This is a genomic window from Streptomyces sp. NPDC020747, from assembly GCF_044334695.1.
GTDB lineage: Bacteria > Actinomycetota > Actinomycetes > Streptomycetales > Streptomycetaceae > Streptomyces.
In genome coordinates, this window is the sequence record NZ_JBIRTJ010000006.1 from 263,357 (window position 1) to 279,626 (window position 16,270).

The 16,270-nt window shown below is 72.2% G+C and carries 1 protein-coding gene (only partly in view); it reads right to left on the minus strand.

What is annotated here, in order from left to right:
* On the minus strand, positions 1-16,270 hold the 3' end of the coding sequence (locus ACH4YP_RS18665) for a lonely Cys domain-containing protein (RefSeq protein ID WP_398491220.1). The gene runs 18,005 nt beyond the window's last position; only the last 16,270 of its 34,275 coding nucleotides appear in the window; its start codon lies beyond the right edge, outside the window — the gene reads right to left on this strand; its stop codon occupies positions 1-3.

Consider the following 16,270-nt stretch of genomic DNA (forward strand, 5'->3'; position numbering starts at 1 on the left):
TCATGGCCTTCCGGTGTGGGGGTTTCGCGGGTCGGACTCCGGGTTCTCCGGGTGCGGCGTCGAGATCACGGGAACAGGGGCGCCCGGAACCGCGGGAGCGGTGGAGGCGGTCGGGAGGGCCTTGGGCTCGAACTCCTCCCAGTACATCCACGTCGGCCCTGTCGTCCCGCTCATGACGATGACCCACTCGTCCAGGGCGGGATCGAAGAGCAGCCGAGTCGATTCGGTGGCTTGGAAGACGGTCCTGGCCGCGCCGTACCGGTCGGCGACGGCATGGCCGATCGCGCGCCGCCCCACACCGTCATGGGACCCGATCAGGCCGATGGGAGTCGTCAGCCCGACCTCGGCCAGTACCGGGTCGAGGCCCAGCAGGACGCCGACCTCTTCGGGCAGTACGTCCTTGAAGTCGGCGTGCGGCAGGTGCATGTCGGCCAGCCCGTCGTGGGTGTCGACCATCACGAGGACGGGGGTGTCGTGCTCTTTCGGTTTCTTCGCGTCGGCGGGGTTCGCCGGAGTGGCCGGGTCGGCCGGATTCCACGCGGGGCGACGGGACGTGCCCGCCGCGATCGAGCCGTCGGCCGACTCCAGATACGTGTCCGTGACGATCCCGTGGTCGCCGACCGGCCGCCGACTCCAGTTGCGCGCCTGTACGGCCCCGGTGTCGCGCGAGATGACCAGCGTCTGCCTGCTCAGCGCACCGTGGCGGACGAGGTGGTACGCGCCCAGGTCGGTCGGATCGCGCGGGTCGAGCCCGTTGACGGCCGCGCCGACCGCCAGCCGGAGCAGCTCCGAGCCCTGTGCCAGGTCCACCGCCGGCCTCGGGGGATCGGCGGGGTCCGGTGGGTCCAGGTGGAGGGCCACCTCCTCCACCTGCCTCAGCTCGTCGCCGGACCAGGCCCCGAGCGCTTCGCGCGCCTGGACCGTCCCCCAGAACAGCTTGGAGTGGTCCGGGTCGGGCAGCGGCCGGAGATCCGTACCGATCAGGGTCCGTGCGGCCAGCCCGTCGAGATCCTCGTCCTTGAGCAGGGCGACCGCCCGGTCCACGGAGGGCAGGGGGACGAAATCACGCAGCGGCCTCGGCGTACCGTCCGCCTTCGACGCTCCGGCGGCCTCCGCCGCGAACAGTGACGCCTTGATGTCGGCGGGCTCGACGGGTGCCTCCGGCGGCTTGGCGGCGCCCGTCCGTTCGAGGTGGGCCCGGGTGACACGGTCCAGCAGCCGCAGGCTGAACGGCCCGCCGAGCCGGTCCAGTTCGGGATCGGCCTGACGCATCCGCTCCAGCACGGCGATCCCGCGCAGCAGCCGCCGGTACTCGCCCGAGGGATCGTCCTTGTCCGTCTCGACCGGGTCACCGAGCGTCCAGCGCAGCGCGCGGACCAGCAGGAAGGTGGTGTCGAGCACGCCCTCCGGGGCTGCGCCGGGGCCGGTGTGCAGTCCGGCCAGGCGTGCCCGTACGCCGAGCTCCGCACGGTCCGGGTGCGGCCACAGCTCCCGCCAGGCCCCCTTCACGCCTCGCACGTCGGTGGCGATCGCCTGCTGGAACACGCCCTTCGAGTACTCCCGCAGGTAGTGCAGCCGGTTGGGGGCGAAGGCGGGCTGCCCGCTTCCGTTGACGACGCCCTGCGCCATGGAGAGCATCCGGAGCGGATCGAAGACGAAGAGTGAGGCGCCCTGGTGCGGATCGATCTGACGGTCCGCGAGCCCGTCGGCCCAGCAGGACCCCAGAACGACCGCGGGTCTACGGCCGGCCTTCAGCGCCTGCGCGCGGAGCCCGCGGAAACTCGGACGCCGCTCGATGAACCCGCCCAGCCCCACGCCGCGCACCCGCAGCCTCTTTCCGCCGGCACGCTTGAGCTCGGCACGCCCCGGCAGCCCGTGCACATGGAAGTAGTACGCCGGCCTGCCGGCCCACAGGACCGGTTCCGCGTCGCCGATCTGCTCGTGGGTGACGGGATCGAGGTGGACGCCGGTCAGCATCTCCGGCAGGTGCCGCTGGTAGCGCTCCCGCTCGGCCAGGTCGCCGTCCGTCATGGAGGTGCGGCCGATCGGCCGGTGCCTGTGGACCAGGGTGACGGTGTCGATGTCCCGGTCCCGTACGGGCACACCGTCCGCCATGGTCACGATGTCGGCCGTCCACGCCTCCGCCTGCCGCTCACCATCGGGATCGTCCGGTCCGAGGTCCTCCGGCAGGCTGAGGACCCAGTCGCCGAGCCGGTGCTCCGGGCGGCGGTCGACCACCTCGATGACGAACTCCCGCGCGGCGGGATCGAGGTCGGCGGCGGGCAGGAGCAGGGCTCCGGCGGTGTGTGCCCAGACCCCCTTGCCGGTCCTCCGCGCGACCTTGCGGGGCAGGTCCAGACCCTGGGTACCGGCGCGCGGCTCCATCAGCAGGACGGGTATCTCGGCGCCCAGCGCGGCCAACTCCTCGTCCATGGCCAGCAGTTCGGCGAACTCGTCCAGGCCGACCCGCAGGTCGGTGGCGTTCGCCCACGGCACCATCACATGGTCATGACCGCCGTCGGCCACGACGACGTACGGCTCCGGCCGCCCCGGCCCGTGCCACGGGGACGGCTTCGGCCTGGGTTTCGGATCGGGCTTCGGCTCGGGCTTCTCGTTCGGCGCTTCCCCGGTCTGTCCGGCGGGCGTCTCGACGTAGGTCTCCGTCACGACGCCCGCGACCGGCTCACGCGTCAGGTTCCGGCCCCGGGTACGGCCGTCGGGGCCGACGATACGGCTCGCGGGACCGAGCACACCGCTCCGCTTCAGGTGGTACGCGCGCAACGCCGGCAGACTCCCGGCGTGCCCGGCCCTCATCGCGTCCGCCGTCAGCTCGTACAGCTCACGCAGCCTGGCCTCGTCGACATCGTCGTCCTCGTCCAGGTGAAGGGTCCGCCAGGCCAGCAGCTCGGGATCGAAGTCGTCGCCCAACAGGTTGTGCAGGTGCGCCACGGCAGCGGCGTAGGACGGCAGCCCCACCTCGACGGTCGCCTGCTGCCGCCCGGTCCGGCTCCGGGTGCCGCTGTCCCGGCCGCGGCTGTCCACGACGATGCCGAAACCGCCGAGCAGGTCCTCCGCGCCCAGGCGCTCCAGGGCCTTTTCGAGGTGGTCGCGGAAGACGGCCTCGACGGCCTGAGCACGCTCAAGTCCGGTACGCCGGGCGGTCGTCGACCTCCGCAGACCGAGACTGCCGTTGCCGAAGCCGGTGACGCGCACGGTGACGGCCCTCTCGGGCGTCTGGATCCCGGCACGCGAACTCAGATACCCGGCCCATGCCACCTGCCGGGCCAGCTCCCCGAGTTGCGCCTTCGCCGCCTCGTCCGGCGCCTTGCCCTCCGGCTCGAAGCGGATCACCGTCGGGACGGACGGCAGCGGGGAGTTCGTGGGATCGGGGTACGGCTCGGCGTCGGGCGCATCACCGGCGGTGTCGCCGCCGTGGACGCTCTGGATGACCATGGAATCGTCGTCGTCATCAAGGCTCTGGATGACCATGAAGTCGTCGTCGGCAGCGCTCGGGACGGGCTGCCGGCCGGTGGCGGCAGGAGCCGCGCCGGAGGCCGGAGGAACCGGCCCGGGACCAACCGGTGCCGGAGTCACGGCAGTTGGGGAAGTCGCGGCAGTCGCGACCGGGAGGCTTTTAGTCCGGATCCGGGTCCAGTCCATCCACTGTGGCCCCTGTTTGCCGCTCATGACGACGCGGCTCGCGCCCAGCTTGTCGTCCCACTCCAGCCGGGACGGGTACTGGGGCAGGTACGTGTTCCGGGCCGTACCCGACCGGTCCGCGATGCTCATGGTCAGCGCGAACCGTGCCGTGCCCTGGTGGGATCCGACCAGGACGACGGGTGTGGCCGGTGCGGTCCTCTCCAATGCCGGGTCGCGCCTGAGCACGGCGGCGACCTCGTCGTGCGGGGGCCGGTAGAAGGTGCCGTTCGCCAAGTGCATGTCGACACGCCCGTTGGTGCTGTCGCCCACCAGGAAGAAGGGGGCTACGGCCTCCTCCGGATCCGCTGTGGCCGGCTTCCAGGGGGCGTCCCGGGGCGTGCCGCCACCCGCGACCGAACCGTCCGGCGACACCAGGTAGCTGTCCGGGGCGATGTCGCCTGTGTAGGGCTGACTGGTCCAGTCGCGCCCGTACACCACGCCGTCGTACGACTCGATCAGTGTCGTGGAGTGCAGCGCACCCTTCCGTACAAGGTGGTAGGCACCGAGATCGGCCGGATCGCGAGGGTCGAACCCGGAAGCCGCCGCGCCGGCCGCCAGCCAGAGCAGCGCCGGCCCCCGCGCCAGGTCCACCGGCGGCCGCGGAGTCCCGGCGGGGTCCGGAGGGTCCAGATGAAGGGCCTTCTCCTCCAGGGCACCGAGGTCGTCGGCCGCCAACTCCCCCAGCGCCTCAAGGGCCTTGACCGTCCCCCAGAAGAGGTGGTGGTCCGTGACCTCCCTGCCCCAGCGCGTCTCGCCGAGCGCCCCTTCGACCAGCGTGTCGAGATCCTTGTCCGCGAGCAGGGCCACCGCCCGGTCCACCGAGGGCAGAGGGAGGAAGTCACGCAGCGGCCTCGGCGTACCGTCCGCCCGTACCGCCCCAGCCGTCTCCGCCGCGAACAGCAACGCCTTGATGTCGGCGGGCTCGACGGGGGCCTCGGGCGACTTGGCGGCGCCCGTCCGTTCGAGGTGGGCCCGGGTGAGACGGTCCAGCAGCTCCAGGGTGAACGGCCCGCCGAGCCGGTCCAGTTCGGGATCGGCCTGACGCATCCGCTCCAGCGCACCGATCCCGCGCAGCAGCCGCCGGTACTCGCCCGAGGGGTCGTCCTTGTCCGTCTCGATCCGCACACCGAACGTCCAGCGCAGCGCACGCACCAGCCGGAAGGCGCGCTCCGCGACCGGCGCCGGGATGTCGTCGTCGCCGGTGGTCAGTCCGGCCCAGCGCACCCGTTCCTCGAGTGCCGCGTAGCCCACATCGGGCCACAGCTCCCGCCAGGCTCCCTTCAGGCCCCGGGCGGAGGCGTAGATCCCGTGCTGGAACGTACCGTCCGGAAGGGGGTGGAGGAAGTGCACCCGGTTGGGGGCGAAGGCCGCCTGGCCGCTCGCGTTGACAGCCTCCTGCGCCATCGACAAGTCGGAGAGCGGGTCGAAGACGAAGGGTGAGTCGCTGCCCATGCCCGGTTTGATGTCAGGGCCCGACGCGAGCGTGTCGGCCCAGCAGGTCGGGAGGACGATCGCGAGTTCCCGGCCGGTCTCCCGCGCCTGGCGGCGGAGCTTGCGGAAACTCGGACGCCGCTCGATGAACCCGCCCAGCTCGGACCCGTGCGTTTTCAGGTGCCGTCCGTCGACGTGCTCCAGTGAGGCAAGGAGCGGTGTGCCGTGCACGTGGGTGTAGTACGTCAGCCGGCCGGCCCACGGCACCGGTTCCGCGTCGCCGAGCTGCTCGTCGGCGACCGGGTCGGCGTGGATGCTGGTCAGCATCTCCGCCAGATACTGGTGGTGGCGCTCCCGCACGGCCAGGTCCGAGTCCGTCATGGAGACGCGTCCGATCGACCGGTGCTCATGGACGAGAGTGGTGTTCTTGATCTCCGCGTCGGGCACCTCCATGCCGTTCAGCAGGGCCACCACGCCGGCCGATCGCTGTTCCACACCCTCCTCGTCGAACTCGGCCGGGTCGAGATCGTCCGGCAGGCTGACGATCCAGTCGCCGAGCCGTTTCTGCGGGCGGAGGTCGGCCACCCCGATGGTGAACGGCACGGGGGAGGGCTGTGCGGCGAGGCCCGGGTCCGGCTCCTCCGGGACGGAGTCGGCAACGGAGACGAACCCCGACTCGGCATCGGACTCGGACTCGGGAACGGAAACAAACCCCGATTCGGCATCGGACCCGGCATCGGACTCGTCCTCCGCGCCGGACACAGGACCGACCGCGCCGCTGTGCGCCCAGGTCTCCCTGCCCACCTTGCGAGCGATCCTCCGGGGCAGTTCCAGCCCCTGGTCACCGGCGTGCGGCACCACCAGCAGGACGGGCACATCGGCGCCGAGCGCCGCCAACTCCTCGTCCATCGCCAGCAGTTCGGCGAACTCGTGCAACCCGACCCGCAGTTCGGTGCCGTTCGCCCACGGCACCATCACATGGTCATGACCGCCGTCGGCCACGACGACGTACGGCTCCGGCCGCCCCGGCCGATGCCACGGCGTCGGCCTCGGGTCCCCCACGGCTCGTCCCTTGAGCGTCCGGACGTACGTCGTCGTCGCGATGTCCGCGACCGGCTCGCGCCTCAGGTCGAGGCCCCGCACCCGGCCGTCCGTCCCGACGATCCGGTTCGCAGGGCCCGGCACACCGCTCCGCTTCAGGTGGTACGCGCCCAGCGCGTCCAGACTTCCCGCGTGCCCGGCCCTCATCGCGTCCGCCGTCAGCTCGTACAGCTCACGCAGCCTGGCCTCGTCCACCTCTGCGGACCCGTCGAGGTGGAGGATCCGCCTGGCCGACGCCTTCATGCCGAAGGAGCCGCTCAGCAGGTGCAGCCGTCGGACGGCCGGAGCGTACGCCGGAAGTCCGACGTCGACCGTCGCCTGCTGCCGCGCCGCCTTCCCGTGGACACCTCGGTCCCGGCCCCGGCTGTCCACGACGATGCCGAAACCGCCGAGCAGGTCCTCCGCCCCGAGCTCCACGAGCGCCCTGCGAAGGTGGTCGCGGAGGACGGTCTCGACACCCTGGGCACGCTCAAGTCCCGTACGTCGGGCGGTCGTCGACCTCCGCAGGCCCCAACTGCCGTTACCGAACCCGGTGACGCGCACGGTGACGGCCCTCTCGGGCGTCTGTATCCCGGCACGCGAACTCAGATACCCCGCCCATGCCACCTGCCGGGCCAGCTCCGCCAACTGCTCCTCCGCATGGTCCGGCGTCCTGCCCTTCGGGTCGAAGCGGATCACCGTCGAGGGAGAGGGCAACGGGGAGTTCCTGGGATCGGGATAGACCTCGTGGGGGGACGAGGAGTCGGAGTCGGGCCAGTCACTGGCGAGGTCGGTGCCGGTGGTGGAGCCGGTGCCGTCGCCGTCGTCCGTCTCGTGGGCGCTCTCCGGGGCGGGTGTGCCGGTGGGGTCCAGCGGGAGCACGGAGGTCGAGTCGTCCTGGACGGGCCGCGCCGAGGAGGTGAGTGTCCTCCCGGTGGGCGGCTGTGGTCCGTCCCCCTCCCGGGGCGGCAGTCCGAGGCCGTTCCGGAGTCGGTCGGCGATGTCCACGGCCGTACCGGCGTCCGGCCCGTGCGTCGCCAAGTGCTCGGCGACCTGCCGTACCGCGTCCCGGAACTCGCCGCCCGCGTGGCGTGAGTCGGCGAGCACGGGGTGCGGCTCCGGCGGCAGGACCAGGGCCACGGCACTCGACCACGCCTCCGCCGGGTCCGTGGCCGGGGGAACGCCGGACGCGCTCGCCGAGGCCGCCGCGAAGTCCTCGTACGCCGTCCGCCAGGTACGGCGCGCGGCCCGCGCCGCGACGGCGTCGAGCGCCTCGTCCCAGGGGCCGGGCCGGGTCATCAACAGCCGTACGTGGTCCAGTGGTTCGAGGCCGCTGTCCCGCGCCTGAAGTGTGCCGTTCAGGACCAACTGGAGAGCCGGCCCCTCGCCGAGCCCGACGCCCGCCGCGCGCAGGTCCGCCTCGGTGAGTGTCTCGTCGGGGCCGAGCCGTGGCGGGTCGTCGGGCAGATCCCCGGCCGTGACCAGCCCGGCGGCCAACAGCCGTTGACCGGGGTCACGGCCGACGCGCGGGATCACCGCGTCGGCGGCCGTGTCCGCGGTGGGGGCGACCGCGGGGGCATCGGCGGCAAGGGGGGCCGCCTGGTCCTCCGGGACTTCGGGGGCGTGGACTTCCGGCTCGGCCCGGACTTCCGGCTCGGCTTCGACCTCCAGCCCGGCTTCGAGCCCCGGCCCGGCTTCGACCTCCGGCGCGGCTTCGACCTCCGGCGCGACAAGGTCGGCGGGCTCAGTGGGCTCGGCGGGCTCGGTGGGCTCGGCGGGCTCGGCGGGAGGGGGCGGCGGAGCGGTCTTCTTCCTGGTCTGGTTGGTCGCGGCTGTCTTGACCGGGTCGGGGACGACCCGCACGCCCAGCCGGTCGGTGAACCGCTTCGCCACGTTGGCCAGCCAGCCGGCCGCCTGCTCGGCGTTCATGTCCGGCCGGACCTTCTGGCTCATGTAGCGGCCCGACTTGTCGTTCACCGTCCAGGCGTTCAGGGTCTCGTTCCAGCGGAACTCACCCGACACCCGGCCGAGCCCCGGCGTCAGCCGGCCGCTCGTACCGTCGAACCGGGCCGCGATCCCGGTGTGCCCGAGCCCGTCCAACTGCTCCCGCAACCCCTCGGCCGTCAGCCCGGGGTTCTTCTCCCGCATGCCGGCCAGCAGGGCGGCGAACTGCTCCGGCTCCATGAGGTCGGACGGCTGCTCGCTGCCCAGGATCACCGAGCCGTCCGCGAGGACCGAATACAGCCAGACTCCGTCCCGGTTCCTGGTCAGCACCTCGGGCTTGGCCTCGCTCAGCGGAACCCACAAGGGGTTCAGCCGGACGTCTCCCGTGGCGTCCCGCTCCCCGTCCTTGACCCTCTTGGGAGCGATGGCCGAACCGGTGTCCCTGTCCAGGTCGACGGGCTCGGCGTCACTGCCGTCGTAGTGGTTGTTGCCCCGGTAGTAGACCTCGATCCGGCGGGCCGCCGCCTCCGGGCCGAGGGAGGGAAGCGAGGTGATGCCCGGTCCGTCACCGCTCGGGACGAGGACGTCCACCCGCAGCTCGAAGGCGTGCGCCAGGAGCGGTACAAGGATCTCGCCCTCCGCCGTGTCCCAGCGGTCGGCCCAGTGCTCGACGGTGTCCCGCAGCACGGCGTGCTCGTCGGGCCGGAGAGGTGCGTCGCTGACCCGGTACGCGTCCTTGAGCAGCGTGAGCAGGCCGGCCTTCGCCAGCGAACCCACGGGCGGCAGCAGGCCGTTCGCGTCGAGGTGGTCGTAGAGGTCCCGGCCTTCGGCGGCCCTGGCGATCTCCCGTACGTCCTCCTCCGTGGTCCCGGGTTCGGGACGCGCGATGCGGGCCGCGACGTAGCGGGCGCGCACATCGGCGTCCCCGAGCGCCGCCGACGTGACGGTGTCGACTCCGTGATGGGCGAGCAGGGCGAGCAGCTGATCGCGGTCGAGGTCGTCGAACCGGCGGTCCAGGTGGCTCGGCGTCTGGTGCCCCCGGAACTGCTTGAGCGTCGCGCTGTCGAGCCCTTCACCGCTCCTCTCCACACGCGCCAGGAACTCCAGTACGTGGGACCGCATGGCCCGGGTGACGACGGGTGACGGGTCGGCGGGGGGCGACTGCCAGGAACGGGCGAGCGTGTCCCCAAAGTGCACGCCGCCCTCCTGCACCGCCCTCTCGGCGTTGAGCCACTCGGTACGGCGGGCCATGTCCCTGTGCACCGCCGCCGGTTCCGTGAGCCAGGCGTGGGCGTCGGGATGCGCGGACTCCAGGCCGGCGAGGCGGTCGCGGATGTGCCGGGGGGCGCTCGCCATGAACGAGGAGATGACGCACTCCCCGTTGAGCGGCGAGGGCACCCGCCGGCCCCGCGCGGGCGCATGGGGCGTGGGGGCACCAGTACGACTGCCGGAGCCGGAGCCACTGCCTGAGCTGTCAACTCCCCTGTCCGGCGCCTCGATTTCCTTGGTGCCCCCGCCCACATCCGTACCCGTATCCGCACCCGTGTCCGTGTCGTCCGGTCCCGGCTTCACCGGAAGCGCGAGCCTGAACCGCGGGGCCGCCCTGCCGGACAGGTTGAGGACCAGGTGCGGGGGCGGGGGGCTCGCGGAGACGTCCAGTCGCGACTGGAGGACCTGGGTGTTCCCGCCGGCCGCGGAGGCCGCGCCGAAGACGTGGAAGCTCCCGTCGTCCAGGACGACCGTGACCTGGATGCCGAACGTCCTGGCGGCCAGCTCCGGCAGCAGGTCGGCCGCGGAGTGGTTCCACCCGGTCTCCTCGGCCGCGTCGCCGGACCGCGTGAGCTGCGCGGTCGCCAGCAGTTTCCGTACGTCCTCGGTCAGTTCCACGGCCGGTGAGAGCACCTGCAGCGCGTCGAACTCCTTGCGCGCCGGGGTGTCCTCCCCCAGGTCGAGTCCCGCGTCGACGAGTTCGGGCCGTTCGATCTCGGACCGCTCGAAGGTGTCGTCCCCGTCCACGGTGACGAAGGGGGTCAGCCCGCTCTCGCTCGGATCGGTCAGCCGCGCCGCCAGCGCCCCGCGCAACTGCGCGACCAGCCGCTTGCGTCGTTCGGCCGCCTCCGGCGACTCCGTGGCCGCGTCGATGCCCTGCTCCGAGAGCAGCGCGTCCGCCAGTTGCTCGGGCACGTCGATGCCCTGCCCCGTGAGCAGATCGCTCCGGCCGGCCTCCAACAGCCCCTTCGCCAGCCCCAGGAGGAACGTGTCACCGTCCCTGGGCACGTCGTGCAGGGTGTACTCCAGCGGGGCCGGAGGGGCGCCCGAACCGGCGGCCGGGGCGACGAGACGCTCCTGCGCGCCCTCGCCGGTCCGCGTGTAGCGGGGCGGGGCCGCCTTGGCCGCCGTCCTCACCGGCGGCGGCTCGTACGTCACCGGCGGCGGCTCGGTACGGCCCGCGAGCGTCAGCGTGCCCGCCTCGGTGGCCGCCAGTCGGTGCCAGCGGGTGAGCTGGTCGGTGGCGCGGCGCACCCGGTGGTACTCGGCCGCCAGGGTGTTCGCCCTGTCGAGCAGCGTCCGCAGTTCCCCGGGCAGCCCCGCCAGAGCGGCTTCGAGCCGTTCCGACGTGGCCTTGGCCTTCGCCAGTTCACCCGTCGCCTTGTCTGCCTCCCGCCGGGCCTGGTCGAGCAGCCGGGCGGCCTCCACCCGGCCATCGGTCCCGGGCGCGGCGGTCCCCTCGGCCGCACCCGTCATCGTGCTCGGATCGGTCGGCACGACCGGCACGACCGCCGCCCGCCGCGCCGCCTCGTTCGCCGCCTCGATCTCCGCCCGGGCCGTTTCGAGCGCCCGCTCGGCGTCGGCCGACTCGGCTCGCGCGTCGGCGCGTTCGGCCACCAGGACGGGATGCGTGCGGCGCTTCTTCCAGTACGCCCGGTCCGCCGCGACCCAGTCCCCGCTGACCTGCTTGACCGCGTCCCAGGCCTTGCCGACCCGCTCTGGGAAGTTCGTGTCGGTGATCAGCATCAGCTCGCGGGCGATGTCCTCGCGGACCCACTGGATGACGTACGCCTCGGACGTCATCGCCTGCGGGCCCGACCGGGCCCTGCTGGAGAAGGTGCCGCCGCGCAGCCGCTCGGCGGCCTTGGAGTCCCGGACGCTCCGGTGCACGTCGCCGGTGCTGAGCCAGCTGGTGGGGACGGCGAACAGGAACGAACGCCCGGTCTTCGGCTTGAGGTTGCGCGAGGTCAGATGGTCGTCGCCGACCGGCATCCCGTCGCCGTCGAGGTCGTTGGGGCCGGGCATGAAGAAGCCGACCTGGTTGAGGCCCGCGCCGTCGGGAGAGTCGTACAGGAAGCCCGCGCCGAGGTTCCCGGCCTGGGTGTGCTCACTGGCCGACGACGTGTTCGTGTTCTCGGCGTACCGCCGGAGCACCTCCAGCTTCTTGCCGTCGGCGACCGTCAGCAGCAGTGCGCCGGAGAAGTCGGGCGTGGAACGCAGCGACAGCTGTCCGGTGTCGGTGCCCAGGAAGGACTTCTCGGTCAGCCCCGCCAGCTCGTAGCCGTCGGACTCCGTGGTGCGGGGGTAGAACGACGTGACCGCCATGTTGCTGGTGCCGTCCTCCAGCGCCTGCGCGGAGCCGGTGCCCAGCCGGGTCAGCCCGCGCTGCCTGGTCCTCCTGAGGAGTTCGGTCAGGGTGGCGGCGTCGGGACCGTCCTCGGTCTCCAGGGCGGCGAGCGAGAATCCGGCGTCGTACGCCCTGGTGAGGAGCAGTTCGTTCGCGGCCCGGATGTTCTCCAGGCCGACGATCCCGCGGGGGTGGATGCCGTTCTCGGGGAAGGTGAACGGCCGCTCGACGCCGTCGCCGTACCGGACGAGCAGTTCCCGCCCGGCCCTGGGCGGCGGAAGAGGCGCCGGCCGGGGTGCCCCGGCCAGGGCGGGATCGGCCCGCGGGTCCGGTGGGAGCAGCGGATCGTCGGACTCGGACGCGTCGGAACCGGACGCCTCGGCACCGGGCTCGTCGGCGGGCTCGTCGGCGGCCGACGGTGTCGGTTCCATCAGGCTGAGCGGGATGTGCTCGTCCAGCGCGCCGACATCGTGTTCCTCGGAGATCCTCAGCTTCCCCCGGAACCGGTCGAAGGCCGTGGCCTTCTCCTTCTCCTTCCCCTGCTCGGAGGGCTCCGGGATGGCCGGGGCACCCGTGTCGGGGCTGTCGTCCGCCTCCAGGGTGATCCGCATCCGGTACGGGGTGGTGATCTGCGCGTGCGGTTCGGTGGACGCCGCCCGGTAGATGGTGCCGGTGGTGGTCGAATGGCTCGACGCGACCGTCTTCCGGTGGGAGCCGCCCTCGGCGTACGTGGGTCCCGCGCCCACGACATGCGCGTTCCCGGTGTGCACCAACTGGCTGGTGAGGATGCCCACTTCGGCCCCGGAGGAGGATTCCGAGTTCTCCTGGACGGTCTCGATGGCACGCCGGTTCTCCTCCAGCTCGGCGCTGTGGTCGAGCCCCTGGAACTTCGGCGTCCCGGGGATCAGTTCGACCCTGACCCGGACCAACCGGTCGCCGATCCGCACGGCGTCCCAGCCGAAGCGTCCGACGGTGACCGTCGTCGAGGGGCCGGTGGACGTCATCTCCCCCTTCAGGGCGCGGGTGGCGCGGGCGGTCACCAGCTGCCGGATCCGCTCCCGGCTCGCCTCGTCGAGGCCCAGTTTCCGGATCTCGTTCTCGAACGCGAGCAGCGCGTCGGTCGGGTCCAGCGCGTTCACCGCGTACGTGCCGAAGCCGGCGCCGCTCAGCCACAGCTGGGGCGACCAGACATGGCCGTCGTAGCGGGGGACGTCGCCCAGGCCGTCGTCGAGCAGTTTCAGCTGGTGCGCGCTCTTCTCCGGCAGATGCCCGAGCAGGCCGCCGGGGGTCGTGACCTCCGTCCCGGCCGCTCCCGCGAGCCGCCGCGGCACGAGCGAACCGGCCGCCGCGGCCCGCCCGGTGCGGCCCTCGCCCAGCCGGCTCGTCGTCAGCGCGAACCAGTGCCGCATGTCACCGGAGACCTCCACCTGGTGGGTGAAGCCCTTGCGGTTCATGTCCGCGACGACGGTCCGTACGACGTTGCGGCTCCGCGCCCCGGCCAGTGAGACGGGGTTGGCGGCGACTCCGTACGTGCCCATGAGCCCGTGTCCGGGGTTCTGGGCGGCGGAGTAGGCCACCTGACCGCCGAAGACGAAGCTGGTGGCCCTGCTGAGCTTGCCGCCCGCCTGCCGGGTACCGCCGAGCACCATCTCGGTGTCCATGGACATCGACGGGGTGAGGGCGGTCAGGCCCTCCACCGTCGTCGCGTAGCGGAAGATCGCCCACAGCTCGCCGAAGGCCCCCTTGGCCAGGATGCCGCTGCCCGCCAGGCCGAGCGGCCCGGAACTCTGGTCGAAGCTCGCCGTCTGGTACTGCGGCGTGAAGGTGCGGACGATGGCCTCGCGGGCGGGGGCGCCCTCCTTCACCAGTTGCCAGGCGCCTGCCGACGCCTCTTCCAGGACCTGGTCGACCGCCGTGGCCAGGATGGCCGAGGGCACCACGGTCACGATCACGAACGGATGCCGCCGGAACTCCCTGAACCGGTCCGTCCCCCGTCCGGCGAGCCGCCCCGCGGGCTGCCCTCCCTCGCCGCCGCCGGGCAGGACGAGGTCGCCCTTCGCCAGCGCGAGGGCCCGCTCGGTGGTCATGGTCACGGGAGCCGGCTCGGGGGCGGTGTAGGGATTGAACGCCCCGTCCGCGTGCGGGTCCGCGGCGGGGGTGTGCTGGACGGGGATGCCGATCAGCACCTTCCCGGTCACCGGGCCGCCGCCCTGCGGGAAGGTCCGCGGTCCTCGCGTCGTGTGGCCGAAGATCACGTTGGTCGGCTCGTCCAGGACCAGCAGTCCGGGCAGCCCCAGGCCCAGGCCGCGGATCAGGCCGCGTGGCCGCCAGTAGCCGCTCAGCCTCGCGCTGAGGGCGAGGTCGAACCGGTACAGGTGCGTGGGCATGTTGCTCACGGACATCGGCTCGTTGGTGACGGTCGAGCCGAAGGCGGTCTCCGCCTCCCACTGCCATCCCTTGCGCCCGCCGAGCGTGAGCCCGAGCGTGTTCCTGGGCAGCCCCGCGACGTCGACGCTGTTGTCACGGCCCGAGATCGTGCCCTCCAAGCCCAGGTCCGCGCCGTTCTTCGCGCTCGCCTGGCCGTCCAGGCGCTCGATGCCCTGGGCGCTGAAGCGCATCCCCTCGTCGATGTCCTTGCCCATGTACTGCCGTCCGGTCAGCGTCCCGTCCACCCAGAGGTGGTAGTAGGTCTGGCCGATGCTGTCCGGATCGGTGAGCCTGATGCCCACGCCGATCCTGACCAGGGGATCCAGGGTGGCGACGGCGCTCTGCTGGGCGAGCATGCCGAGGATCTGCAAGGTGTTCTGGAGTGCCGTGTGGTACTTCGCGGGATCGGACCACTGGGGCGGTACGGGCAGCTTGCGTGCCTCGTCGAGCACCCTGTCCTTGTCCCGCCGCAGCATGCCGGTGAGGGCCGCGCGCCAGCCCTTCGGCAGGTCGGGGGGCAGGAGCTGGTCGAGCGGCGCCACCAGTCCCCTGCGCCGCTGGGCGAGTTCCTCCACCAGTCTGTCCGCGAACGCGTCGAACAGCGTGCGGCCGACGCCGTCCTCCTCGGTGACCCGGGTGCGCATGCCGTCGTCGAAGGTGAACTCCTTCACCCGGTGCATGCCCAGGGTCCGCGGGTTGTTCTCGGCCAGATAGGCCGGGACGTGCGGCGGTTCGCCGCTCCGCAGGATCTGCGCGGTTCCGTCGTCCCATCCGGCCAGCCGCCGCGCCTCGGAGCTGGTCATCCGGTCCAGGCTCCAGGTGAGGAACCGCTTGGGCGGGCCCGTGTCACCGGCCCGCCGCACCCGAACCGACTTCACGACCAGGTACAGGGCGGTCGCCGGCCCCTTCACCTGTCCCGCCGACTTGACCGTTCCGGAGCCACCGAGACCGGCCGACCAGGTCCTGGAGTGCCCGTACTGGCCGCTCGGGCCGAGCTGGAGCCGCAGGTCGAACGGCACGAAGGGCAGGTCGAGGAAGTTGTACGCGGGTCCGGCCGCGGCCTGCAGCAGCAGACTCCTGCCCTGCGCGCGGCTCCGCTCGCTGCGGACCGTCGAGGTGTTGATGTCCCGCATCTCCGCCTGGTCCGTCTCCCCGACTAGCACGGCGGCGAGCGGTATCAGCTCCTCCACCACGAAGACGCCCAGCGGTGACTTCCTGGCGTCGTCGGCGTACAGGGGCGGGGTGGTGACCCGGCCGAGCGCCATGACGCCGGCGTGCCGCTGGAAGCTGTCGCCGGAGAAGAACGTGTCGAGCTCGTCGTAGGCGGAGCTGCCGGGCAGGGCCCCTACGCGCAGGGCCGCCCAGTCCCGGACAGCCGCCACGGGACCGAATCCCTCGCTACGGACGAAGCGGTACTGGGAGTTCCGGTCCAGCTCGATCGACCTCGGGATCCGGCCCGGCTTCGGGATCGTCAGCACGCTGTCGGGCAGGCGCACCAGCAGTCCGTTGCGGACGCCGAAGGTGAAGAGCGCGATGTCGGCGTGCTTGGCCTTGGCCGCCTTGCCCTTGTTCCTGCCCTTGCCCTTGCCGTTGCCGTTGCTCGTCTTGGTTCCCGTGCGCGTTCCGGTGCCAGTGCCCGTCCCGGTGACTGTGCCGGTGCCTGTGTCGATGACGGCTTCGGTGACGCGGAGCTCGTAGGAGAGGTCGGTCAGATAGGTCCGTGAGTCGTCGAGCGTCCGGGTCTCCATCTGGTTCATGCGCTGGTTCGTCAGCACGTAGCCGACCTTGTTGATGAAGCCGAACCGGACGGCGAGACGGCCGAAACCGCTGAGCACCGCGGTGCCCGCGGGGCCGATCGGCGCGGTGAGACCGTACTGGGAGTTGGCCTGCATGTTCTTGGTCAGACCGAAGGACGCGGCGCCCCGGTGCATGCTGTCGATCTTCGAGGTGTGGCCGAAACCGTCGTCGAACGGCACCCAGTCGGGGTGGTGGCGCGTCCTGACGTACAGGACCCGGGTCCGTCCGTTCGCGTTGACGTACGGGAACGGGCGTCCCTTGCCGTCGCCCGGCGAC